Origin of the sequence: Salinibacillus kushneri, from assembly GCF_900111405.1 — a bacterium.
GTDB lineage: Bacteria > Bacillota > Bacilli > Bacillales > Alkalibacillaceae > Salinibacillus > Salinibacillus kushneri.
On sequence record NZ_FOHJ01000004.1, the window covers coordinates 177,641 to 201,865 of the forward strand.

The following is a 24,225-nucleotide window of genomic DNA, read 5'->3' on the forward strand; positions in this document are numbered from 1 at the left end:
TCATACGTGTACGCAACCACTTTCTTTACGTTTAGGTAAGGGAAGTGGTTTTTTTGTTAAAAAATTTATTTCAGAGAGGAGTAATTTTGTGAAGTTTTCAGAACAAGTAAGAAAAGAAGCAAACCGTTATTGGGAGGCAAGCTTTGAGCATCCTTTTGTAACAGGAATCGGGGATGGCACTTTACCATTGGAAAAATTCCGTTATTATGTCATGCAAGATTCTTATTACTTGTCCCATTTTGCCAGAGTTCAATCACTCGGAGCAGCAAAGGCACCTGATTTATACACAACAAATCGCCTTGCTCACCATGCGAGTGGAACCTATGAAGCAGAACTTGAGCTTCATCGTACCTTTTCTGATTTATTGAATATCACAGAGGAGGAGCAGCAACAATTTGAACCCTCACCAACAGCATATGCCTATACATCCCATATCTACCGTGCTGCGTATAATGGACACCTGGGCGACACCATCGCAGCCTTACTCCCGTGCTACTGGCTTTACTACGATGTAGGTGAAAAGTTAAAGAACTGTAAGCCGAATGAACCGGTGTATCAAAAGTGGATTGAAGCCTATGGTGGTGACTGGTTTAAAAGCCTAGTAGAAGAACAGATTGTACGTCTGGATAATATCGCTGAACAATGCACAAAAGAGGACCAGGAACGAATGAAAAACGATTTTGTCATAAGCAGTGCCTATGAATACTTATTTTGGGAAATGGCTTACAAAGAGGAACAGTGGCCTTTACAAGCAAGTGTATCTTCTAATGAACAACGATAAACATATAAATGTAGTAACTGATGGATAAGGAGAAGGAAATGAAACGAGAGATACATGCCATTTCGACGGGAAGGCAGTCCATAGAAAGCCTCACAACCATCGTAGAAGAGATTCATCCTTTTGTTGATGCAATACATATTCGGGAAAAATCCAAAACGGCTTCGGAAATCTATCAAATTGTACAAAAACTACTAGAGAATGAGGTCCCACTAGACAAAATAATCATAAATGACCGTGTTGACATTGCTTATGTCTGCAAAGTTCAAGGGATACACCTTGCCCATCATTCCCTTCCTGTTTATGCTGTAAAAAATGAATTTCCAGGCTTACGCATTGGGTACTCCTGTCATTCACTAGTGGAAGCGAGGAAAGCTGAAAAAGAGGGAGCAGATTATCTATTCTTCGGCCATGTATACGCAACGACATCAAAACCAGGACTTCCACCAAAAGGACTCAAACAATTAAAGAACATTTGCAGAGGTGTAAATGTGCCCGTCCTAGCAATTGGTGGGGTAAAGCCTTCCAATATACCAGATATCCTTCAAACGGGAGCAAATGGCATTGTGTTAATGTCAGGGATTTTTGAAGCAGAAGATCCTAAAGGGGCCGCAAATGATTTGGTCAAAAAAGTAAACAAGGGAACAGGGGGATATACATGACAAACCAATATGATGTGATTGTGGTAGGCGGGGGTGTTATGGGTGGTTCCACGGCGTTTCAGTTAGCGAAGCGGGGGTATAAAATATTACTTTTAGAAAAAGAGCAAATAGGGGGAAAAGCCTCTTCATCTGCAGCGGGCATGATTGGCGCTCAAGTAGAGTTACATGCGGATAATCCGATGTTTCAATTGGCCAGAGAAAGTCGTAAACAATTCCCTGCTTTAGCTAATGAAATTAAAGAATTAACAGGGATTGATATTGAATATAGAAAAAACGGGATGTTTAAAGTCGCTTTAACAAAAGAAGAACAAAGAGAATATCAGCAAGTGATTGAGACTCAGAATCGATTAGGCGAACAGGCGGATTGGATTCCGGCTGAAGAAATCCCAAAACATGAACCCCTTTTATCCGATCATCTTTTAGGAGCCATGTACGTTAAAGGGGATGGGCAAGTATCTGCACCGGACTTAACCAAGGGTTTGTTAAAATCGGCTGCTGCTTTGAACACAAATATTAAGGAATATTGTGAAGTGAAATCTTTTTTGCAAGAACAAGATCAAATCATTGGTGTGTCAACAAGTGAGGGCAACTTTTACAGCCAATATGTTGTTGTGACTGCCGGTGCCTGGACGACTCAGCTGATTCATGAATCAGGTATTGATCTAAAAGGCTATCCAGTGAAGGGTGAATGTTTTTCTGTCATTACCCACAAACCGCTCATTTCCCGCACGATTTTCAGTGAGTCCTGTTATATTGTTCCGAAAAAGGGTGGACGATTGATCGTTGGAGCTACAGTTAAACCATATTCTTTCAGTCAGAAGATAACGGTTCAGGGAATTGCATATTTGTTGGATAAAGCCAAATCCATTTTACCGTCGATTGAAAAAGCCCAATGGGACAAAACATGGGCTGGTATTCGTCCGCAATCGGTGGATGGTTTACCCTATTTAGGGGAACATCCCGACTATCAAAATCTATTCATTGCCAATGGTCATTTTCGAAATGGCATTCTGCTCTCTCCGATTACAGGATTAATCATGGCTGATCTGATAGAAGGTAATAAGCCAACTATTGATGTCGATCCATTTCGAATTGACAGGATGTTTCAGCAAGTTAAGTAAGGAGGGGATTATTTGAATCTATTGATTAATGGCGATTACGTGAATATCCCATCCCACATTCAATCGGTAGAAAGCCTATTAAATCATTTTAAGCTAGATCAACAGATTGTTGTTGTAGAGCTTAATGGTACGATTCTTGAAAAAGACAAGCAGAATCAATACCTCACTGATGGGGATAAACTGGAACTAGTACATTTTGTAGGAGGCGGTTAATATGTTAAGGATTGGTCCATATGAATTTACATCAAGGCTGTTATTGGGGACGGGGAAATATCCTGATTTTGATACTCAAAAAGAAGCTGTAAAGGTATCAGAAACTGAGATACTTACCTTCTCAGTGAGAAGAATGAATATATTCAAACCTGATCAGCCAGATTTTTTAGAAAAATTAAATGTAGAAAAATACCATTTACTACCTAATACAGCTGGTGCAAAAACAGCAGAAGAGGCTGTAAGAACAGCCAAGCTAGCCAAAGCCAGTGGATTGTGTGATATGATTAAGGTAGAAGTCATTGGGGATGAAAAGACATTGCTGCCTGATCCTATCGAAACTTTAAAGGCATCTGAAGAGCTACTGAAAGAAGGTTTTATTGTCTTACCTTACACTTCAGATGATGTGATGTTAGCTCAACGACTTGAAGAGATGGGCTGTCACGCCATTATGCCAGGTGCCTCTCCAATTGGTTCTGGGCAGGGGATCATCAACCCATTATATTTAAGCTTGATTATGGAAAAAGCAAATGTTCCTGTTATTGTAGATGCAGGAATTGGCGGTCCTAGGGATGCAGCTTCAGCGATGGAACTTGGAGCAGACGGAGTTCTGTTAAACACGGCAGTATCAGGAGCGGATAACCCTGTAAAAATGGCAAAAGCGATGAAACTTGCTATAGAAGCTGGACGTTTAGGGTATGAAGCAGGGCGCATTCCTAGAAAACGATATGCAACAGCAAGCAGTCCAACAGAAGGGATGAGTATTGGGTGACTGAACGATATTCGCGTCAGGAAATTTTTACCCCAATAGGGAAAGCAGGTCAGGAAAAAATTCGAAAAAAACACGTACTTGTCATTGGTGCTGGTGCACTTGGAACAGCCAGTGCTGAAGCTTTAGTTCGTGCAGGTGTAGGAAAACTAACCATCGTTGACCGGGATTATGTAGAATGGAGCAACTTACAACGGCAGCAGCTTTATGAAGAGAAAGATGCGGAAGATCGATTACCAAAAGCCATTGCAGCTGAAAAACACTTAAAACGAATGAATTCTGATGTTGAAATAAAAGCACATATCATGGACGTTTCTCCAGAAGAACTCGAACAATTACTTGAACATAATGTTGATTTAATCATGGATGCAACGGATAATTTTGATATTCGCATGATGATTAATGATATATCGCAAAAAAAGCAAATACCCTGGATTTATGGTGCATGTGTAGGGAGTTATGGGATAAGTTATACGATTTTACCTGGAGAAACACCTTGTCTGCACTGCCTGCTTGACAACGTCCCAATGAGTGGGATGACCTGCGATACGGCAGGTATCATTAGTCCGGCTGTTCATATGGTGGTTTCCTACCAGGTCACAGAAGCTATGAAAATACTTGTAGAAGATTATTCTGCTCTCAGAAAAAAATTAGTCTCTTTTGATTTATGGCATAATCAGCATACTTCGATTAATGTCGATAAATTAAAAAAGGATAGTTGTTTATCCTGTGGGAAGGAGCCAACTTATCCCAACTTATCCTATGAAAATCTTACAAAATCAGCCGTTTTGTGCGGTAGGGATACGGTTCAAATTCGTCCTTCTGTAAAAACGGAACGAAACCTAGATGATTTATATAATCGTATAGCTGATCATGTAGAAATTCAGGCAAAAAACCCTTATCTATTATCTATAATAAAGGATAACCATAGAATCGTATTGTTTAAGGATGGCCGTGTCCTTATTCATGGAACAAAGGATATCAAGGAAGCTAAGAGTATTTATTATCGATATTTAGGATAATTTGACGGTTTCAATCAAACGTTTGTTTGAATTTGTCGAAAAAGATTTGCAAAGGAGTCAGAAGATCAAAAAGTAATCTATCACAAGTACAATATAGCATGTATTAACAAACGAAAATCCCCTTAAATTAGGGGATTTTCTTTAGGTGGGTAGTTCTAATTCGATCTTATAAAGAAGTATTACGTTTACAAGGTGAATCGATTTTAACCTATTTCTAACAGGTTAATAAGCCCTTTCCTCTAATTCTTTAATGGGCAGTTAGTGTTTTCTGAATTTCCATAAGTGGTACATATAGAAAGGATCCACCTTGTATAAGAATAATAAATAACGATTACTAGTACTTACTTTGCTTATAAAATTCAATTAATTCTTGTACGGAAGAAAATATTTCTGTGAACTGAAATGTAAACAATGATAATGCGGATAGCGAAAAGAACACGATAGGGATATAACGTAACCAATGCATATTTATCACCCCATTACATAATTTTATAACTGAAAATGAAGGTTATAATCACAAAATTCAATACAATCTATATTTATGGTAATACGAAACTAAATATCATTCAATAAATTAACACATTCCTTAGAATTTTTACTGGAAGGGTTATGCTTACAAGTAATAATAAAATTATTGGCTCCCAGTACCTATCTAAAATGTATTTTATAGTAAAATGGGATCGATCCTTTCTCTTGAAATTTTCAGCAAAAAAGATTTAACTTCTTCGCTTCTTGCGCTACTTTAAAAGTAGTGTTTTTTATTTATATATAACTTTTTGAAACTTATATCACTTCTGAATTCTCTAATGATTGACGTATTAATCAGAAAGGAGGCAGGTAATGGACGTAATAAAAGAAGTAAAAAAAGCACGAAAAGGACATAAAGCAGCCTTTGAAAAGCTCATTTTCGAGCATGAAAAAGTAATGTACAGGGTTGCAAAATCCATATTAAAAAAAGATGAGGATTGTGCAGATGTGATTCAGGAAGCCATAATAAAAGCCTTTACAAACATCCAACAACTAAAGGAACCTCATTATTTTAAAACCTGGCTTATACGAATTGTGATGAATGAATGTTATGCTGTTTTGCGAAAGAGAAAGAAAATCATTGATATATATGAATTGGATAGCGCTACAGAAGATTCAGGTTATCGTTCTGTTGAGCTTAAACTGCTGTTTAACCAGTTACCTCATAATCAGGCTGAAATATTATCACTTTTTTACATAAAGGATCTTAGTATTAAAGAGATTGCTGAAATCCTTAAAATCCCTGAAAATACAGCGAAAACCAAAATAAGGCGGTCAAGAAATTATCTGCGCCATCTGTTAACTCAAAAGGAGGGAGATTCAGATTGGACAAGTGGGAGAATGAAATAAAAAAAATGCATAATGAAGAAGTACCTAAGGTTGTGCAGAAGCGTATGCAGGAGACCGTAAAATCACTTCCAGAGCGTAATAACATGAAAAAATGGAGATATTTAGCTATTTCTGCAGTTCTAAGTCTTTGCATTATGAGTGGGATGTCTTATTTAAGTCCTGCATTTGCTCAAACGCTGAAGTCTATTCCCGTTATTGGTTCTGTAGCAGAGTATATTGGTGATTTAGGTATGAAAAACGGGTATGAGAAAGGAGTTGGAGTGTCACTTCAGGAAGAATCTGAACTAGATAATAAATCCGAAATTTTTACCGATGACTTTATTGACTCCGTAAAATTTACAGAAAGTTACTTTGATGGAACGAGTATATACTTGGGATTTTTGCTTAGAACAGAAGATATAGACCGTTCCCAAATCGACAAAAATGATTTGATCAAAAATCTTCGTTTCAGTGGAATTACTATCAACGGAACTCGATCTGGTTATGCAGGTGGTGTAAAAGATTTACAGAGAATAACAGAGAATACGTATGCAGGTGCATTTAAATTTAACATGATCAACAACCAGCAAGTAACAAGTCCCTTTAAGTTAGGATTCCATCTGCAGGATACATTAATTGATATAAAAGTTCAACAAAGTGGGGAAATAGAAAGATATCCAATAACGGTGTCAAGTGAGAACCAGTCTCTAGAGTTAAATTTTAAAGAAGTTTCCTTTACTCCTTTGATGACGAAAATATCTATTGAATCAATTACGGATAAAACCAGTCAGCAACCACTACCTCGATATCATTTACTAGTTCAGGATGAAGCAGGTAGAGTATTAAAGCAAATTGATATGCTACACCAGGCCGATGGTACTCAACTATTGGATAATGGGGAGAAATCTGTTTATGATTTTCATTTTGAGCCAATAGATGAGGTTCCACAATCCTTAACGGTTATCCCGTATACCCGTTCAGATAATGAGGGAGAAGCAACCGTTCATCGTGATTCCTGGAATGGAACTTCTTTAACATTATCGCAGGGACCAATGGGAAACATCATAATTCAAAATGTAGTTAGAAAAGATGATAATGTAACAATCAGATTCAAAACAACAGGAAAAAATCCATTTCATCAAATGGAATACTTTAATATAGAAGATAATGAAGGAAATAACTTTGAATATCTCACACCTAATCGAATGGGGAAACAAACATTTGAACAAACCTATTTAGATTTTCCTAAGAATTCAAAAGTACATTTCCGTGTAACCGAACAAGATGAGCATCGTTATTTAACGGATTTAAAAGCTAGTTTACCAATTAAATAAGGAGATTTCTATTTTTTATTGTCAATCAACTATTTATCAGAAAATTTAAATTAGTAAAACATTTCGCCAAGTTGTTTACTTTTGGAATTCGAACCGCTAAACTTCAGTGTGGATACAAAAAATAGGGGGTACAATTAATGAAAAAATTATTTTTGCTTTTAAGTCTTACACTTGCTTTAGTGGTAGCTACTGCGTGCGGCAGTAATGATGAAAATACATCAGAGACAAGCAACGCTTCTGAGACGAATGAAACTTCTGAAGATAATTCAACTGAAGGAGAAAGCGATGACAAAGCTGCATTACTTAAGAACCATGTCGAATTAGCGAATACGCTTCGTTCACAGTATTCAGCTATCAATGACTATATTGCAGCATTAGATGAAGAAGATACAGATGAAGAAACCTTAGAAACATTAAAAAACGATGCCATTACTGCTGCAGAAGAAGCAATTAACACCTTAGATTCTTATGAGCTTGTCCAAACTGATAAACTTACTGATGAAACTGCATCCACTTTTGAGGAAGCAATTGGTGATGTTAAAGGGGCATTTGAAGCTTATAAGTCCGATTTAGAAGCTGATTCTAATGATTTTACAGCAGCAGAAGATAAGCTTTCTACTTACAGTGAAAAAGTTACACCATTATTTGAAGATGCGGGTCTAAGCAGCACTCCTGACTTAGCAAGTGAACTTCAATAATAGATTTTGAAGAAGAACAAGCCTTAATTTTTCAGGCTTGTTTTTCTTTTTTATAAATGTTTTTGTTGATATTCTGCATGTTTGATAAACGTATGTTCATCCTCAATTAATCCGCATACTCCGCATTGCACTTTATAATCCGGACCATTATAAGCTACATGCATAACCCCTGTATCTTGATTTGTATATTGCTCAATTACTTCACCTGATTGTGGGTCCAATTTAATCGGTGTAGCCACTTGTTCGATAAGGTTAAAACGTGATTTGTTCGTTTTACAATTTGGGCACAAATATGGACCAGTCATTTTATCAACCTCCACAAGATATAATCCCCTAAATATTAGGTTTTATGTGTTACAATAATCAAGTATATTTAATGATGTTTACAACTCATGAAATAAGGAATCCTATATTATAAGCATTTCAGTTGAAAGTAAAAGTAAGTTTTGTGAAAATAAGTAGGATTGCTTTCATAGAATGGAGGGATAAGATGGCTGATAAAGAAATGATAAAATTAACTTCTATGACCACAAAAGGTGGATGAGGATGCAAAATCGGTCCAGAAGACCTGTCGCAAGTTTTGCGGCATATACCAAAGTCCGAACCTAATCCGAACCTGTTGGTAGGGTTGGATACTTCAGATGATGCTGGGGTGTATCAAATAAATGAAGAAACTGCATTAGTTCAGACACTTGATTACTTTACACCTATTGTAGACGACCCATATATGTTTGGCCAAATTGCAGCAGCCAATGCTCTAAGTGATGTTTACGCAATGGGAGGAACGCCGATAACCGTAATGAATATTGTTGGCTTCCCAGTGAACAACTTAGACAAAAGTATTTTAGCAGATATTCTTGCTGGGTCCTCTGATAAAGTACGTGAATCAGGTGCTGCTTTAGCGGGTGGCCATTCTATTGATGACCAGGAACCAAAATTTGGTTTATCTGTCACAGGCACAGTACATCCTAAGAAAATTCTCGCCAATGTAGGTGCGAAACCAGGAGATAAGCTCATCCTGACAAAGCCTATTGGAGTTGGTATTTTAACAACAGCAATCAAGAGGGATTTGCTGGATAAGGAAACAACAGACCATGTGATGAAAGTGATGGCTACCTTAAACAAGAAAGCACAAGAAGCTATGGAACCTTATAATGTTCATGCTTGTACAGATGTAACCGGTTTTGGTTTATTAGGACATGCAAGTGAAATGGCAGAGGGCAGCCAAGTAGGTATGACTTTAAGATATAATCAAATTCCCATTCTACCTCAAACCAAAGAACTCGCCGAGCAAGGTGTAGTACCTGGTGGTTCTAAGAAGAATCATCAATGGTTGGCTGATCGGGTTGAATACAGTTCATCTATTAGTGAAGTTGAACAGATTATGCTTTGTGATGCTATTACTTCAGGAGGATTACTGATTGCTGCCCCTGAAGAGGATGCAAAAGCTATTCAGAATAAACTTGAAGATACAGACATACAATCAGCAATTATTGGGGAAGTAACAGAATCAAATCCAGGAAGTATAAAAGTTATTTAAATAGAGGCTGGGACATGACAACGGTGCTTAAACCAAAGAAGAACCAAGAACGATTTTAGCGAAGAAAATATATCTAGACTCCTCAATGTTCTCGTGTAAGGTGAAATCACCTAAGCCTTATTATCCTCCGGCGATAAGGTTTAGGTGAGACTTCACAGTAAAAAGACCAGTGGAGTCTCACCAACTCGATGAAATCGATGGAGAATTCTGTAGGGGCTATATGCTCCATCTACAATTTTGTTGAGATTTTTCTTGGATGATTGATAACTTTGTCCCAGCCTCATTCTATGTGCAGGGAGTGATTGTGAATGAAGAAAAGTCTGTTATTTATTGGTTTAACCTTGGCTGTTCTGTTATTATCTGCTTGCGGTACAAATAATAATGAAAATGAATCTAGTGATCAAAACTCTGATGATGAAAAGCAGGATGTATTTACAATTGGCGTAATTCCGGCCCAAACAGAAGGACAGATGGAAGGAGCTATGAATAAATTACAAACTGTACTTTCAGAGGATTTAGATCGAGAGGTTAAGGTTGATGTCTATCCTGATTATAACGGCGTAGTAGAGGCGTTAAATTATGATCAGATTGATATGGCATATCTTGGACCGCTTACATATGTCATAGCTCATGCTAACAGTGGAGCAAAAGCCATTGTTACTCAGCTAATTGATGGTGAGCCTTTTTATCATTCATACATTATTACACATAAAGATAATCCTTGGGATTCTTTGGATAGCTTATTGGAAAAACCTCAGGAAATTGATTTTGCCTTTGGTGATCAAAGTTCAACCTCGGGCTCCTTAATTCCTAGTATTGAACTGCAGGAACAGGGAGTTTATGTTGATGAAAATGAGCATGAGTTTAATTCTATTCAATTTACAGGATCTCATGATGCAACTGCATTAGCCGTACAAAACCAGCAAGTAGATGCAGGAGCAATTGATAGTGCGATTTATCATCAGCTAGTAGATTCAGGGAAAATTGATGGAGATCAAATTAAAAAAATCTGGCAATCTGAAAAACTTTTCCAATACCCGTGGACCGTTCATAAGGATACGGATGAAGAAACCATAGAAGCTTTACAGGAATCCTTCTTAAATATAGAGGATCAGGACATTTTAGATGCATTTGGTGCAAATGGCTTTACCAAAGCAAATAATGAAGATTATGAAAGCATCAGGCAAGCAGCCGTTAAACAGGGAATCATCGAAGAATAAAACAGCCATTCAAAAAACATCTATCCCCTTTTAAGGATAGATGTTTTTTCCTTCTAAAGCCGTTATAGAGAGCACTTCATATTGACAGGGTGAAAAAATTATGATATTAAATGATTGTTAGCACATCAAGCTATTGAGTGCTAAAATTAAAGGGATACATGATCTTTTTGAATACAGAAGGAGGAGAGAAAAATGGAAAAGAAACAGTTTCAAGCTGAATCGAAGCGATTACTGGAAATGATGATTAATTCGATTTATTCCAAAAAAGAGGTGTTTCTTCGTGAGTTGATTTCCAATTCCAGTGATGCTATTGATAAAATCTATTACAAGGCTTTAACCGATGATTCATTAACATTTGAACAAGATCAATATTACATAAAGATTGAAGCCGATAAAGACAATCGAACATTGACCATTAGAGATACTGGAATCGGAATGACGAAGGAAGAACTGGAAAATAATTTAGGAACCATTGCTGAAAGTGGTACTTTACATTTTAAAAATGAAACTGAGATTGAAGATGGTCATGATATCATAGGACAGTTTGGTGTAGGCTTTTATGCAGCTTTTATGGTTGCAGATGTTGTAACAGTGATAACCAAATCCCTTGAAAGCGGACAGGCATATAAATGGCAGTCTGAGGGAACTGAAGGATATACAATGGAAGAATATTCAAAGGATGACATTGGCACAGAAATTACGTTGCAAATAAAAGAAAACTCGGAAGATGAACATTATGATGATTTTCTCGATCAAAATCATTTAAAAAATATTATAAAGAAATACTCAGATTTTATCCGATATCCTATTAAAATGGATATAACCGAACAGAGGCCTAAAGAAGACAATGAGGAGGAACTGGAAGAATATACAGAAGAGCAGATCATTAATAGCATGGTTCCCATTTGGCGTAAAAATAAGAATGAACTGACAAAAGAGGACTATGACAATTTTTACAATGAAAAACGCTATGGTTTTGATAACCCACTGAAGCATATGCATATTCAAGTAGATGGCGCCATTCGTTTTAACTCGATTCTTTATATTCCGGAAAATATCCCATTTGATTACTATTCACAGGACTATGAAAAAGGCCTCGAGCTTTATTCCAATGGCGTTCTAATCATGCATAAATGTGCTGATTTACTACCTGATTACTTCAGTTTTGTAAAAGGATTAGTAGATTCTGAAGATTTATCTTTAAACATCTCCAGAGAAATGCTTCAACAGGATCGCCAAGTCAGACTGATTGCTAAGAATTTGAATAAAAAAATCAAAAATGAATTAAAGAAAATGCTGAAGAATGAACGTGAAAACTATGAAAAATTCTTTGAATCCTTTGGCAGACAGCTTAAATTTGGCGTTTATAGTGACTTTGGTCAAAACAAAGAAACGTTACAGGATTTGTTACTATTCTATTCTTCCAAGGAGAAAAAGCTTGTTAGTCTTGATGAGTATGTTTCAAGAATGCCAGAAGATCAAAAATACATTTATTATGCAACAGGCGATTCGATAGATCGTATCGAAAAGTTACCACAAACTGAACTAGTGTTGGATAAAGGTTATGAAATTTTATATTTTACTGAAGAAGTAGATGAATTTGCGATTAAAATGATGAGAACCTATAACGACAAAGAATTCCGGTCTGTTTCAAGTGGTGATTTAGGTATTGAAGATGAAGAGGCGAACGAGCAAAAGGAAAGTGAAGAAAAAGAAAACAAAGAACTCTTTGATAAAATGAAAGAAATCCTCTCTAATCAAGTAAAAGATGTAAAAATATCTAAACGGTTAAAATCCCATCCAGTCTGTATAAGTGCAGATGGAGAAGTGTCTATTGAGATGGAAAAAGTCATTAATCAAATGCCTGATAATCAAAATATAAAGGCCGACAAGATTTTAGAAATCAACGCAAACCACGACGTTTTTAAATCGCTGCAAACAGCCTTTGACAACAATGATGAAGAAAAACTGTCATTGTATACAAATCTTCTTTATAATCAAGCTTTGTTAATTGAAGGGTTACCTATTCAGGATCCTGTTGAATTCACCAATGATATTTGTAAAGTAATGGCTTAAAATGAAATAAAAGAGGTCCTCATGCTTTTAAATAGGCGGAGGACCTCTTTTGTTTTGTTAATAAAGGGATACGTATTTTTATGTTGAATACATATAGTACAAAACGTTTTGATTAAATCGCTATCGTCCATAAAGGAGAGATAAATAGTGCCGGTAAAACCAAAACCTGCTTCTACAGTCATACTCATGGATGAAGTCAATCATAATGTCTATTTAACAAAACGACCAGATACAATGAAATTTTTAGGAGGGTTTTATGTCTTTCCAGGTGGTGCTGTAGAAAAAGAAGACAACCCATCCAATGAATGGTCTTATCGTAAAAACGAATATGAACACTTCCCTCCAGCTCATTATATAGCAGCTGCCAGAGAGTTGTTCGAAGAGGTTGGTGTACTATTAGTAAAAGAAAAAGGGCCATTCGTTTTTCATCACCACTCGAAAGATGAATATCGTCAATTGTTAGTAAAAAGTGAGATTTCTTTTTTAGATATGTTAGAACAGGAACGTTTGCAATTCGATTTATCCTCTTTACAATATTTTGGTCATCGAATTACTCCAGAATCAAGTCCTATACGGTTTGATACCCGTTTTTTTATTGCCAATCTACCAAAAGGACAAACTCCAGATCCTGATTGGAATGAAATCGATTATGCTGTCTGGAGCAGCCCGCAGGAAGCACTGGAAAAAAATCAACAAGGATTACTGGCCATGGTTTCACCTACAATTACATCGCTTGAGACCATTGTAGGATATTTTAATGGAGGACCGTTAATAATGCCCAGGCAGGAAAATCAAAGAGAATAATGGTCATGATGCTTTTTAACCACACCTTCCTGTTTCAATTTGATTAAATGAGCTTCTATGGTTCGTTTCGCAACTTCAAATACACTAGAGTCAATTTTATTTTCATAAATAAGTTTCGTTAAATCATCCAAGGTTAATGCTTTTCGTCCTTTCAGTAAATCTTTAATTTGCTTTTCTCTATGTAATCTGCGGTGAATGACAAAATCAATTTTGTCATATGGCTGATATACCCATTCCCCGTGTCCTGGTCCTATTTTTTCAATATCTAACGTTTTAAAGCGTTGTAAGGTTTGTAAAAAATCATTCATATCTCCATCTGGTGGCCCAATCCATGTAGTGCCCTCTGATACAATCGCATCTCCGGAAATCAACACTTTTTCTGACGGTATATATAAACTTACGTGACCCGCAGTATGACCTGGACTATGGAGGATTTGAATATCCCTTTCAGCGACTTTAAGAATGGTACCATCCACCAGCTGTTCTATTTCCTGAATAGGTGATATAGCTGTTTTTATTTCATTAAACTCTTTAACATGACAGTATGCTTTAGTTAAAATGTGGTTTAATTGACGAACTCCCGGCGCATGATCCTGATGATAGTGAGTCAACACAACAGAATGGGGAGGAGCCATTTGATGCTGTTGAATGGTATTTTCAATTGCTATTTTGGTTTCAGCCATATCATAACCTGCATCAATGAGTAAGGTTTCTTTTTCATTCCCAATCAAATAACTATTTGAGTCTGTGTTTGGCCATAAGGTAGGGGCTTTGATTGGGATTCGCACAATCTTTATAGACTGTTCTGTCATTTAAAATCATCCTCCTTAAAGTTCTTATTATTCTTATTCATCAATGACGGAAATAATCCCTTTAATTCCAGTAAAAAACAGGCTGTCGAAATGTTTCAACAGCCTGAAGAAAGGTAAAAAGTGTTCCTTTATAATGATTAGAATTGAACAAGTTTTTTAGTTAAATCAAATGGCTTTGGTTGTATAGGTTTAATGTTTTCGCGGTTAGCTAAAAACTCAGGTCTTGGATTTAAATCTGAGAATGGTTGTTTCAGCTTATTTTGAATACTATTAAACACAAAGAATACATTGCTACGTGGATAAGGGGATATGTTCCCACTCGAACCATGCATTATGTTACTTTCAAAGAATAGTACAGAACCTGCTGGACCAGTTGCACGGTCAATTCTTCCCTCACTTTGATCCACTAACCACTTCAAGCTCTTCTGGTCAGGTGTCCCAAATTCCTGTTTCTTCAAGGACTGTTCAAAGTGACTGTCAGGAGTACCACTTGGGCATTGTACATAATAATTTTGAGAACCCGGGATTAACATAAGCGGTCCATTATATTCATAGTTATCGGTTAAAATAATGGAACAGCTTACAGCTCGCATTCGTGGCATTCCATCTTCAACATGCCAGGTTTCAAAATCGGAGTGCCAGTAAAATTCTTTTCCTTTAAACCCAGGTTTAAAATTAATTCTTGATTGATTAATGTAAACATCATCTCCAAGTAATTGCTGGGTGATATTTACAAGACGTTCATGTGAAGACAGCTTTTGAAAAAACTCCGTGTTTTTGTGTACTTCAAAGATTGAACGGATTTCATCACTGCCTTGTTCACGAACTACATAAGGTTTGTCAACAGATTTATGGTTATTCATAGTCTGATGTAATTCTTTGCGAAGCATCTCTACTTCATCATCTGCAAACAATTTTTCAAAGAATATGTAGCCGTTTTGTTTATAAAAGTCGAGTTCTTTGTTGTTTAGAGGTCCATCTGCCTTAGATCCATAAACGACCGGATCCTTCCTTTCCATTATTGAAGGTAATGAGCTTACTCTAGATGGATAGAAGTCTGTCATACGATCACTCCTCCTCTAAAACCATTTTTAAAACCCTTTACACTGCACATTGTATGAATTAAGCGGCCGACACTCAAGCCTGCTAATAGCCGATGTGCCCTTTCTACAGCTCGTGTAATCAGATGTAATGTAACATTAATGGATTTATCTAATAATTTTGCATTTTATCCCTTTTTTGCTTGATTTAACAAACCCTATAAAGCAAATGGGTAAAAACTAAATAGAAAAAGGTGCAATTCAACAATATTGAACTGCACCTCATTTAGCATTTATTTAGTTTCATCCTCATTATTATCTAAATCGGTTAATTCTTCTGAAGTTTCCGTTTGATAACGAAGATTTCCCTCTTGGCCAATTTCATCCCTCTCCTGGTCATGAACAATCGTACGATCAACATATTTGTGAAAAAAGTATTCAAATATCCCAACACCAATAGCTGCAATTAAAGAGGGGAAAAACAAATTATTTACAGTAGTAAGGTTTGCAGCCATCCACCAGACAACGACGAAAGCCAGTCCCAAATCGGCCATTGTAGCCATCGTATTATTGGTTCGGGGAAGAATGAACATATCACCTAAAATATAGGAAACAATCCCTAATACAACCGTAATAAGGAAGATATCTCCAAAGGAAATCCCGTATATCCAACCCATAATAACCGATAGGAGTATGAAACTCGATATCCCTTTTATTAGTAAAGCCATTACATGGTTCATATAGACAACTCCTTTTTTTAACTATGTTCTCCTAAAAGGAATTGTCTATTCACAAGAATTAATTTGGTAAAGGTTTTCGAATTTGAACGTTTAAATCGTCATAAACACCTTGGATATAGTCAAGTAAAGGTAAATATATTAAACCGTTTCCCTCAAGCTTTGGTGAAAATCCTAATGGCACAGTCCGTTTAATAAGCTGTGCATACAATTCTGCCTCTGTTAAATTCCGTTCAAAATTATTGGTCTCAATACTTTTTATAAGGGCTAAAGAACCGGTTATATGAGGTGTAGCCATCGATGTTCCACTTAATGTTGCATATTGACCATCCAAATAGGTTGATGTGATTTGTTCACCAGGTCCTACTAAATCCACTTGTTTATTCGAATTGGTAAACTCAGAGGACTCTCTTTGTAAATTTACGGCGCCTACACTGATGACTTCATTGTAAGAACCGGGATAAGATCGTTCTCTTGTCGTATCATCTCCATCTCCCTCATTACCAGCTGCACAAACGACAGATATATCGTGATTCACCGCTTTTTTAATGGCATCATGAAGTTCTGGAATATCTTCTGGACCACCTAAAGACATGGAAATGATATCGACATTCTGTTCAATAGCATAATGAATCCCTTCAATAATCCAATCATACTGTCCTGATCCATTTTCATTTAATACTTTTAGTATCAGTAGTTTGGACTCTGGAGCAACTCCGATTACACCATCTCCATTTTCTGCTGCTGCAATGGTTCCAGCGACATGTGTACCGTGACCATTATAATCTTCAAAGATTTCCGGATTTCCATTATCATCGGTTGTAAAGTTACGACCACCTATAATATTTTGGTTTAAATCCCTATGATCAGCACACCCGGTATCTAAAACAGCAATCGTTTGATCTCTACCCTTTGATTTCCCCCATACTTCTGAGGCTTTAATCAGACGAACTCCCTTAGGTACTTCATTGGTTTCATCCAGTTGTTCCATTACTTGATAATCAATCAGACGAACCTGTTCCAACATAAAGAGAACCTCCTTAAATGAATTGTCAGGATGGGTAGTTCTAAGAAGTTATCAGCCATTTTACCAGATGACAGAATATTATAACAGTTTCAAATGATTTATTTTTATAGAGGAATATGGTCCTATGTTATAGAAAGGTGTATGTTATCAGGATTGTAAAGGAAATGGAGAAGGAGAGAGGGTATGAAATTCGTATTACTTTTTGGACCACAAGCTGTAGGAAAAATGACTGTAGGACATGAATTAGCTAAACTTACAGAATACAAGCTGTTTCATAATCATATGACAATTGATTTAGTGCTGAATTTCTTTGAATTCGGGAGCAAATCTTTTAACCGATTGAATAATATGTTTCGGTATGAAATATTTAAAGAAGCTGCCCGGAGTGATCTTAAAGGTCTTATTTTCACCTATGTATGGGCGTTTAGTGAACAGGAAGATTGGGAATTCGTTGAGGAAATCTGCTCTATTTTTGAATCTGAGGGTGGAGAGGTTTATTTTGTAGAATTGGAAGCAGATATGGAAGTAAGGGTTGCACGTAATAAAACCCCTGATCGTTTAAAACAAAAACCGACAAAAAGAAATATCGATTTTTCAGAGCGTGAGTTAAAGGAATCCATGAATCAATATCGTTTAAATTCAAAACCAGGAGAAATAAAACGAAGTCCATATATTCGAATTAACAATACGGATAAACGTCCTGAAGACGTGGCCCGTATAATAAAGGATCAACTTCAATTATAAGAGAAGGGGAAGAGGAGGGGTTATGTTGCCATTACCTGCTCAGTTTATAAAGTCTGTACAATTTCATTTTGGCGAAATAGGTGAGAAATGGTTAAAACAATTACCAGAACTAATCGGTTACTGTGAACAGAAGTGGAATGTAAAGATAGAAGAGCCAATTTCTCTGTCGATTAATTACGTAGCACCTGCTGTGATGCAGGATGGGTCTTCTGTTTTCATCAAAATAAGTATTCCTGGAGAGGAATTTAGGAATGAAATCAAAGCCCTCGACCTTTTTCGTACAAGAAAGATGGTTAAACCAATCGATTATGACTTGAAATGTGGCATTCTTTTGCTAAAGAAATTAGTACCTGGAGATTCTTTGGCTGAATTATCAAATGACGAACTACGAACTCAAATTGCAGCCGAAGTACATAACAGCCTTACCTATCCTTCACAAAACCAAATAACCTTATTACCAACAACAAAATCGAGAGAAGGACAACTGCGGAAAATTCTTCAGACAAACCCAAACGGCATAGGACCATATTCCCGGTCCATTCTCCAAAAAGCTTTATCCTTATTTGCTTATCTAAACGAAACGGCAAAACAAAACTGGATTTTACATGGTGATTTTCACCATGAAAATATTCTCCGGGATAAAGGGGGATGGGTAGCTATTGATCCTAAGGGGTTAATTGGGGAAAGGGAGTATGACTTTATACAATTTTTGCTCAATCAACTACCGAAAGAAAATGTAGAACAGACTATAAATAAGCGCATTGAGATTCTGGCAGAGCAATGCCAATTGGCTAAACACCGACTTATTAAATGGGGATTTTGTCATTCTGTACTAGCCACATGCCAGACCAGTGATGACAAAAATCACTATAATGAAGACTTCTATCAAGGAAGTAAAGCTTTTTTTCATTTATGTAAGCAAATCGACGCATTCGGGGCAACCAATTTTTAAGGTTGTCCCTTTTTATTCGTAAAACATACAATGATTAATGATTATATCGCCCCTATGTAAGGAGGATAATTCACAGCAAAATTCGGTATAATCCGGTTGTGTATTGATTTCATGGGAACAATAAAAGTCTTCATAAGGCACTGGGGAAAATAATGGGGGATGAGCAAAAAATGATATTTCGTTAACGAATAAAGTGATTGTTTATCGTGGAAGAATATAATCAGAAAATGTATTAAAAGTAACCCAAAAAAGGCTGTGTTAAAACTTATTGTTGATTTTCTACCAATTTGATTGAGAGGAAGTGCACTAGACCCCTGAGGACTGATCGCGGAAAGCGAATGCACTGGAGAGGATATCAACACTTAGGTTTCACAAAGTCTTATAAAAGTCCATTCCAATAGCATTCATGTTAAAGCTTGCAGGTCATACACGAATGACAGGTGTAAGTTTTTCTCCTCACCACAAATAAAGCTTTAAACACAAACGGTTTGAATCAAGCAAATAAAAATGTATAGGTGGTTATGTATATGTCCTTTCATCCTCCTAAGAAAACAGCAGAGCTAGCCAGAGATCATGGTGTAAAGAAAGCGCATTTACCTTTATCCACAATGCTTGCATTAGGCTTTCTGGCTGGAGCATTTATTGCATTCGGATTTTTATTAGACATTCGAGTAACCGGCAACCTTTCAGATGAAATATGGGGTTCCATGGCAGCTTTTATTGGCGGAGCAGTCTTTCCAGTTGGACTAGTATTCGTCTTAATAGCAGGGGGTGAGCTGTTAACAGGAAATATGATGGCTGTAGCAACAGCACGATTTTCCGGAAAAGTAAAGACCAGTCAAGTGGTAAACAATTGGATTATCATCACAATAAGTAATTTTATTGGCTCCATATTTGTAGCTTACTTTTTTGGTCATCTTTTAGGCCTGACAGAAACAGGATCTTTCCTTGATAAAACAGTAGAGATAGCTGGTGCCAAAATTGAAGATAGCTTTTTTCAAGCCTTTGTATCTGGAATTGGTGCCAATTGGTTGGTCTGTTTAGCTGTCTGGCTTAACTATGCTTCAGATAATGTTGCTGGTAAGATTTTGGGTATATGGTTTCCGATTATGGCCTTTGTTGCCATTGGGTTCCAGCACGTGGTTGCTAATATGTTTGTTATTCCGGCAGCCATATTTGCCGGTTATTATACATGGATAGAGTATCTTGAAAATTTTGTTGCGGTTTTTTTCGGAAATGCTGTAGGCGGAGCTGTATTTGTTGGAGCGTTTTACTGGTTTGCTTATTTACGCAACGATGTTTAATATTACATGAAAAAGAAGGCTTTAGCCTAAATTAATGGCTAAAGCCTTCTTTTTTACTCTTCATTTTCTGAAAAAGGATGGACTAAATGATCGGTACATTCTGGGCATACATCTAATATATCATAAGGAAACTCTTCATGTTCCACATCATCCACGCGTCCGCATATTTCACAAATCCTCGGCAATGTTTATACCTCCCTTATCAGATCTCTTCATCATTAGGATTGGCTTCATAGCCTACATCAATAATGGCTTGTTGAAAATCTTGTAAGGACCCAGCATCCTCGTCATAAGATATAATCGCTTCATTGGTTTGTGTATTAATTTTTACATTGCGGATTCCCCAAACATCGTGTAAAGCCTCACTTATTCTTCGTTCATCTTCTTTTTTTAAATTGGGAATTGATAACTTTTGTGTAATCATTTTTGCACCACCTGTGTTAGTGAGTTTCACTACTCTTAAGTCCACTTCCCATACCATTTAAAAAGTTGACCATTGTATTCATAGACGTTCTAACGTTTGGGTCTCTCATCGACTTCATAAGCCCCCATATCCCCATTTCTTCTTGTTTCTTTGTGCTTTCGGCTGCTTTTTCTAGCCCTTGATTTAAACCACCAAAGATGGCCTGAAGCTGGTCAGGGTCCATTTCCGAAAGAAGTCCTATCGTGTTCATGCCATTTTTAATCATGTTATGCATTGCTGGCTGATTTAGCTGTTCTATCGCTATTGCTCCAACTTTTTCTCTTGTTCGCAGTAATCCTTTTAACATATCAAGAACCCCAGTGTTATGGAGTTCTTGAAGGATAATTAAGGTGTCCTGTATTACTTCCCGATTATCTGCAATTTGATCCACAATAGCGGCTAAATCTTCCGCTCGTTCTTCCTGAATATTTTTCTGATTCTTTTCAATTTGCGTGATTGCTTTTGCCATGATAAGATCCCTCACTTTTTAGCGTTTCCGGAACCGAAGTAAAATCTTTTCTGTTCCATTTTTTCTCAACCTCTACACCAATATGAGGCTGAGGATTTCCAAACCGGTGATTGTGGGCAGGTAGAGGAGGTTCGCCCGCTTTTTCGAGCAATTCCATTCGGACTTGCGTCTCCTTATAGTTTGGTGTATGAGTGTCCTTATCATAATAGCTGCTGGTTAATTTATTGACCGCTTTTATATTTTCGGTTGTATTCATTGGCAAATAGAGCTCATTACCCGTAACCCGGTTCGTTACTAAAACACGAACCTTAATTTTTCCATAAGGAGAAGTAAGGCGAACGAGTGAACCTGACTCCAGATTTCGTTCCTTTGCTAACTCGTGAGATACCTCAAGCCAAGGGTTTTTCACTTTATGATTAATTCCCTCTGATTTATTTGTCATATTCCCCTCATGGAATTGTTCGAGTAACCTTCCGTTATTTAAGTGAAGGTCAAATTCATCTCCCATTTCAAAAGGAGGGGTCCAATCAACAGGGTATAAACGTGCTTTACCATCAAGAAATTTAAATCGTTCTGTATATAAAAGAGGAGTGCTTTCACCATTAGGCTTTACAGGCCAAACCTGACTATCCCATCCTTCCATGCGATCATAGCTTACGCCGGCAAATACCGGGGCGAGCTTTGCCACTTCATCCATAATGTCAGAAGGATGTTCATACTTCCAGTTAGCGCCCATTTTATTGGCCATATCCTGGAAAATTTTCCAATCCGGTTTACAATCATCAAGCGGATCTAGCACTTGGTAAAAGCGTTGAATTCTTCTTTCTGTATTCGTAAAGGTTCCTTCTTTTTCCAGGCTTGGTGCGGCTGGAAGCACAACATCGGCAAACTGGGCCGTTTTTGAAAAGAAGATATCCTGAACAACGAAAAAGTCAAGTTTCTCAAAAGCTTCATGAACATAGTTAATATTGGAATCCACCAAAGCCATTTCTTCACCAAATAGATACATCCCTTTAACACTACCGTCTGTAATGGCTTCAACGATTTGATGGTTGTTTAATCCTGGATGTTTAGGGATACTGGTTCCCCACGCTTGTTCGTATCGGGAACGTACTTCATCATTCTCAACCGGTTCATAACCAGGGAGGAAGTTTGGCATTGTTCCAAAATCACTGGCTCCTTGTACATTGTTATGACCACGAAGCGGATATGCTCCTGCACCTGGTTTACCAAAGTTGCCTGTTACTAATAAAAGGTTTGCAATCGCTGTACTAGTATCCGTTCCGCCCATATGCTGGGTAACACCCATAGCCCAAAGAATACATGTTCCATTCGATTCGTGAATCATCTCCGCTACTTTTATTAAAGTATCCTTTGATAACCCTGCATGTTCCTCAGCATATTCCAGCGTAAACTTTTGAAGAGACTGTTTAAATTCATCTACATTATTCACGCTCTCTTCTAAAAAATCTTTTGATTCCCATCCTTGATCTATAATGTATTTGGTAACGGCTGAAATCCACACGAGATCTGATCCTGGTTTAGGATGGAGATACAGGTCTGAACGATCTGCCATTTCATTTTTTCTTAAGTCCGATACAATCAGTTTTTGACCATGAAGTTTATGTGCTCGTTTAACTCTTGTGGCAAGCACTGGATGGGATTCGGATGGATTCGCACCAACAACCATAACTAAATCAGCTGTTGCAATATCCTCGATTGTACCTGAATCCCCGCCAATCCCAACCGTACGCATGAGACCTGCAGAAGCAGGAGTTTGACAATATCTGGAGCAGTTGTCGATATTATTTGTCTGGAATACTGAACGAGCTAATTTTTGGAACAGATAGTTTTCTTCATTTGTACATTTGGAGGAAGCGATAAATCCTAAGGAATCAGACCCCTCTTTTTCTTTGATTTCTGTAAACTTATCTGCCATAAGGCTTAAGGCTTCATCCCAGGTCGCTTCATAGAATTTATCTCCTTTACGAATAAGAGGTTTGGTCAATCGCTCTTCGCTATTGACAAAATCCCATCCAAATTTTCCTTTTACACAGGTAGAAATCCCATTTACCGGTGCATCACTTGATGGTTGAACCTTCAGGATGTCTCGTCCTTTCGTCCATACTTCAAAGCTGCATCCTACACCACAATACGTGCAAACGGTCTTGGTTTTGTTAATTCGTTCCTCACGCATCGTTGCTTCCACATTTGAAATCGTAAAAATTTCCTGATAACCAGGTTCAACCTCTTTAGTTAAATCAATCATAGGTTCTAAGATGTTTTTAGGGATATCTGTCATATAACCGGCTTCTCCAAGCATGGATTTCTCCATTAAAGCATTACATGGGCAAACAGATACACAATGACCACAGGAAACACAGGAGGACTGATCGATTGGCACATCATCATCCCAAATAACTCTTGGCTGCTCCCGGTCCCAATCAATACTTAATACTTCACTGACTTGAAGATCCTGGCAAGCTTCTACACACAAACCACATAAAATACACTGATCAGGTTCGTAACGGTAGAAAGGGTGGGAGTTGTCCGGTGGATAGGGCTTTGGTGTGAATTCATATTTCTGATGATCAAGCTCTAAATATTCTGCTGTATTATGTACCACACAGTTTCCGTTATTGTTGTCACAAACTGTACAGTAAAGCTCATGGTTTTTTAAAATCCGTGACATTCCTTCTAACTGAGCTTCTTTAGCAGGTTCAGAAACAGAATTCACAACCATATCAGGCGCTGCATCTGTTGAGCAAGCCCTCTTCAATTCACCATTCACTTCCACAAAACACGTATCACAGGTTTGAATCGCTCCAATCCCTAAATCTGGTTGAGAGGAGCAAATACCAGGAATATACATATTATTTTCCAATGCCGCTTCTAAAATGGATTGTCCTTCAATCGCCTGAACTTCCTGGTTATTGATTTTCAAAGTAAAGCGATTTTCTTCCATAGAAAGATACACCACCTCTATTCATAACTTCATAATCATTATTTACCAATTTTGGATTTTGTATTACAACTATAAGAATAAAACTATAAAAAAGGGAGAGTAGACCCTTAATCCCTTTATTC

General features: G+C 37.3%; 25 protein-coding genes. 16 read left to right on the forward strand and 9 right to left on the reverse strand.

Going from position 1 to position 24,225, the window contains the following annotated elements:
• Nucleotides 1-88 precede the first annotated feature (88 nt).
• The 9 genes from tenA to BMX63_RS07535 all read left to right on the forward strand — a co-directional run bounded on the left by tenA (nucleotide 89) and on the right by BMX63_RS07535 (nucleotide 7,950).
• Nucleotides 89-781, forward strand: coding sequence for a thiaminase II (gene tenA / locus BMX63_RS07495; RefSeq protein WP_093133573.1), 693 nt, complete (start codon nucleotides 89-91; stop codon nucleotides 779-781).
• Between the two features lie 38 nt (nucleotides 782-819).
• On the forward strand, nucleotides 820-1,440 hold the full coding sequence (gene tenI, locus BMX63_RS07500; RefSeq protein WP_093133576.1) for a thiazole tautomerase TenI: 621 nt from the start codon (nucleotides 820-822) through the stop codon (nucleotides 1,438-1,440).
• Nucleotides 1,437-2,561, forward strand: coding sequence for a glycine oxidase ThiO (gene thiO, locus BMX63_RS07505; RefSeq protein WP_093133579.1), 1,125 nt, complete (start codon nucleotides 1,437-1,439; stop codon nucleotides 2,559-2,561). The genes tenI and thiO overlap by 4 nt, the downstream gene beginning before the upstream one ends.
• A 12-nt stretch (nucleotides 2,562-2,573) precedes the next feature.
• Entirely contained in the window at nucleotides 2,574-2,774 is a 201-nt protein-coding gene (gene thiS / locus BMX63_RS07510) for a sulfur carrier protein ThiS (RefSeq protein WP_093133582.1), read from the forward strand.
• A gap of 1 nt (nucleotide 2,775) precedes the next feature.
• On the forward strand, nucleotides 2,776-3,543 hold the full coding sequence (locus BMX63_RS07515) for a thiazole synthase (RefSeq protein ID WP_093133584.1): 768 nt from the start codon (nucleotides 2,776-2,778) through the stop codon (nucleotides 3,541-3,543).
• Nucleotides 3,540-4,562 (forward strand): thiazole biosynthesis adenylyltransferase ThiF, encoded by a 1,023-nt coding sequence (locus tag BMX63_RS07520; protein ID WP_093133587.1) that lies wholly within the window; start codon nucleotides 3,540-3,542, stop codon nucleotides 4,560-4,562. Before BMX63_RS07515 ends, BMX63_RS07520 begins: the two co-directional genes overlap by 4 nt.
• 840 nt (nucleotides 4,563-5,402) lie before the next feature.
• Nucleotides 5,403-5,939, forward strand: coding sequence for an RNA polymerase sigma factor (locus BMX63_RS07525; protein WP_093133590.1), 537 nt, complete (start codon nucleotides 5,403-5,405; stop codon nucleotides 5,937-5,939).
• A complete protein-coding gene (locus tag BMX63_RS07530; protein WP_093133592.1) occupies nucleotides 5,915-7,252 on the forward strand; it encodes a DUF4179 domain-containing protein in 1,338 nt (445 codons plus the stop codon). Before BMX63_RS07525 ends, BMX63_RS07530 begins: the two co-directional genes overlap by 25 nt.
• 152 nt (nucleotides 7,253-7,404) lie before the next feature.
• Nucleotides 7,405-7,950, forward strand: coding sequence for a hypothetical protein (locus tag BMX63_RS07535; RefSeq protein WP_220083819.1), 546 nt, complete (start codon nucleotides 7,405-7,407; stop codon nucleotides 7,948-7,950).
• A gap of 50 nt (nucleotides 7,951-8,000) precedes the next feature.
• On the opposite strand, the gene BMX63_RS07540 is transcribed toward BMX63_RS07535, so the two are convergent.
• A complete protein-coding gene (locus BMX63_RS07540) occupies nucleotides 8,001-8,255 on the reverse strand; it encodes a DNA alkylation repair protein (RefSeq protein ID WP_093134079.1) in 255 nt (84 codons plus the stop codon).
• A gap of 185 nt (nucleotides 8,256-8,440) precedes the next feature.
• Here BMX63_RS07540 and selD point away from each other — a divergent pair, with 185 nt between their 5' ends.
• From selD to BMX63_RS07560, 4 genes are all read left to right on the forward strand, one after another.
• Nucleotides 8,441-9,490: a selenide, water dikinase SelD gene (gene selD, locus BMX63_RS07545; protein WP_093133597.1), complete on the forward strand. Its 1,050-nt coding sequence runs from the start codon at nucleotides 8,441-8,443 to the stop codon at nucleotides 9,488-9,490.
• Between the two features lie 308 nt (nucleotides 9,491-9,798).
• On the forward strand, nucleotides 9,799-10,710 hold the full coding sequence (phnD, locus tag BMX63_RS07550; RefSeq protein ID WP_093133600.1) for a phosphate/phosphite/phosphonate ABC transporter substrate-binding protein: 912 nt from the start codon (nucleotides 9,799-9,801) through the stop codon (nucleotides 10,708-10,710).
• 192 nt (nucleotides 10,711-10,902) lie between these two features.
• A complete protein-coding gene (htpG, locus tag BMX63_RS07555) occupies nucleotides 10,903-12,786 on the forward strand; it encodes a molecular chaperone HtpG (RefSeq protein ID WP_093133604.1) in 1,884 nt (627 codons plus the stop codon).
• Between the two features lie 147 nt (nucleotides 12,787-12,933).
• Nucleotides 12,934-13,590: an NUDIX hydrolase gene (locus BMX63_RS07560; protein ID WP_093133606.1), complete on the forward strand. Its 657-nt coding sequence runs from the start codon at nucleotides 12,934-12,936 to the stop codon at nucleotides 13,588-13,590.
• On the opposite strand, the gene BMX63_RS07565 is transcribed toward BMX63_RS07560, so the two are convergent.
• From BMX63_RS07565 to BMX63_RS07580, 4 genes are all read right to left on the reverse strand, one after another.
• Nucleotides 13,578-14,402, reverse strand: a complete 825-nt coding sequence (locus BMX63_RS07565; protein ID WP_093133609.1) for an MBL fold metallo-hydrolase — start codon at nucleotides 14,400-14,402, stop codon at nucleotides 13,578-13,580. The two genes, BMX63_RS07560 and BMX63_RS07565, sit on opposite strands and share 13 nt — an antisense overlap.
• Nucleotides 14,403-14,539: 137 nt before the next feature.
• Nucleotides 14,540-15,466 carry an ectoine hydroxylase gene (gene thpD / locus BMX63_RS07570; protein WP_093133612.1) on the reverse strand — a complete coding sequence of 309 codons (927 nt, stop codon included), beginning with the start codon at nucleotides 15,464-15,466 and terminating at the stop codon, nucleotides 14,540-14,542.
• Nucleotides 15,467-15,735: 269 nt separating this feature from the next.
• Nucleotides 15,736-16,182 carry a YndM family protein gene (locus BMX63_RS07575; protein ID WP_093133615.1) on the reverse strand — a complete coding sequence of 149 codons (447 nt, stop codon included), beginning with the start codon at nucleotides 16,180-16,182 and terminating at the stop codon, nucleotides 15,736-15,738.
• 58 nt (nucleotides 16,183-16,240) lie between these two features.
• Complete coding sequence (locus BMX63_RS07580) at nucleotides 16,241-17,206, reverse strand: S8 family peptidase (protein WP_093133617.1); 966 nt, start codon at nucleotides 17,204-17,206, stop codon at nucleotides 16,241-16,243.
• A gap of 183 nt (nucleotides 17,207-17,389) precedes the next feature.
• Between BMX63_RS07580 and BMX63_RS07585 the strand changes: the two genes are divergently transcribed.
• From BMX63_RS07585 to BMX63_RS07595, 3 genes are all read left to right on the forward strand, one after another.
• Nucleotides 17,390-17,950: an AAA family ATPase gene (locus BMX63_RS07585; protein ID WP_093133620.1), complete on the forward strand. Its 561-nt coding sequence runs from the start codon at nucleotides 17,390-17,392 to the stop codon at nucleotides 17,948-17,950.
• 25 nt (nucleotides 17,951-17,975) lie between these two features.
• Entirely contained in the window at nucleotides 17,976-18,902 is a 927-nt protein-coding gene (locus BMX63_RS07590; RefSeq protein WP_177167236.1) for an aminoglycoside phosphotransferase family protein, read from the forward strand.
• A gap of 527 nt (nucleotides 18,903-19,429) precedes the next feature.
• Complete coding sequence (locus tag BMX63_RS07595) at nucleotides 19,430-20,206, forward strand: formate/nitrite transporter family protein (protein WP_093133625.1); 777 nt, start codon at nucleotides 19,430-19,432, stop codon at nucleotides 20,204-20,206.
• Nucleotides 20,207-20,259: 53 nt separating this feature from the next.
• Here the strand turns inward: BMX63_RS07595 and BMX63_RS18650 are convergent, their stop codons facing one another.
• The 4 genes from BMX63_RS18650 to fdhF are packed head-to-tail and all read right to left on the reverse strand — an operon-like array spanning nucleotide 20,260 to nucleotide 24,103.
• Nucleotides 20,260-20,391, reverse strand: coding sequence for a hypothetical protein (locus BMX63_RS18650; protein WP_281242735.1), 132 nt, complete (start codon nucleotides 20,389-20,391; stop codon nucleotides 20,260-20,262).
• 17 nt (nucleotides 20,392-20,408) lie between these two features.
• The gene (locus BMX63_RS07600) at nucleotides 20,409-20,630 is read right to left on the reverse strand and encodes a heavy-metal-associated domain-containing protein (RefSeq protein WP_177167237.1); all 222 of its coding nucleotides are present in this window, start codon (nucleotides 20,628-20,630) and stop codon (nucleotides 20,409-20,411) included.
• 16 nt (nucleotides 20,631-20,646) lie between these two features.
• Nucleotides 20,647-21,138, reverse strand: coding sequence for a helical membrane plugin domain-containing protein (locus BMX63_RS07605; protein ID WP_093133633.1), 492 nt, complete (start codon nucleotides 21,136-21,138; stop codon nucleotides 20,647-20,649).
• Nucleotides 21,113-24,103: a formate dehydrogenase subunit alpha gene (gene fdhF / locus BMX63_RS07610; RefSeq protein WP_093133635.1), complete on the reverse strand. Its 2,991-nt coding sequence runs from the start codon at nucleotides 24,101-24,103 to the stop codon at nucleotides 21,113-21,115. Before fdhF ends, BMX63_RS07605 begins: the two co-directional genes overlap by 26 nt.
• Nucleotides 24,104-24,225: the final 122 nt, after the last annotated feature.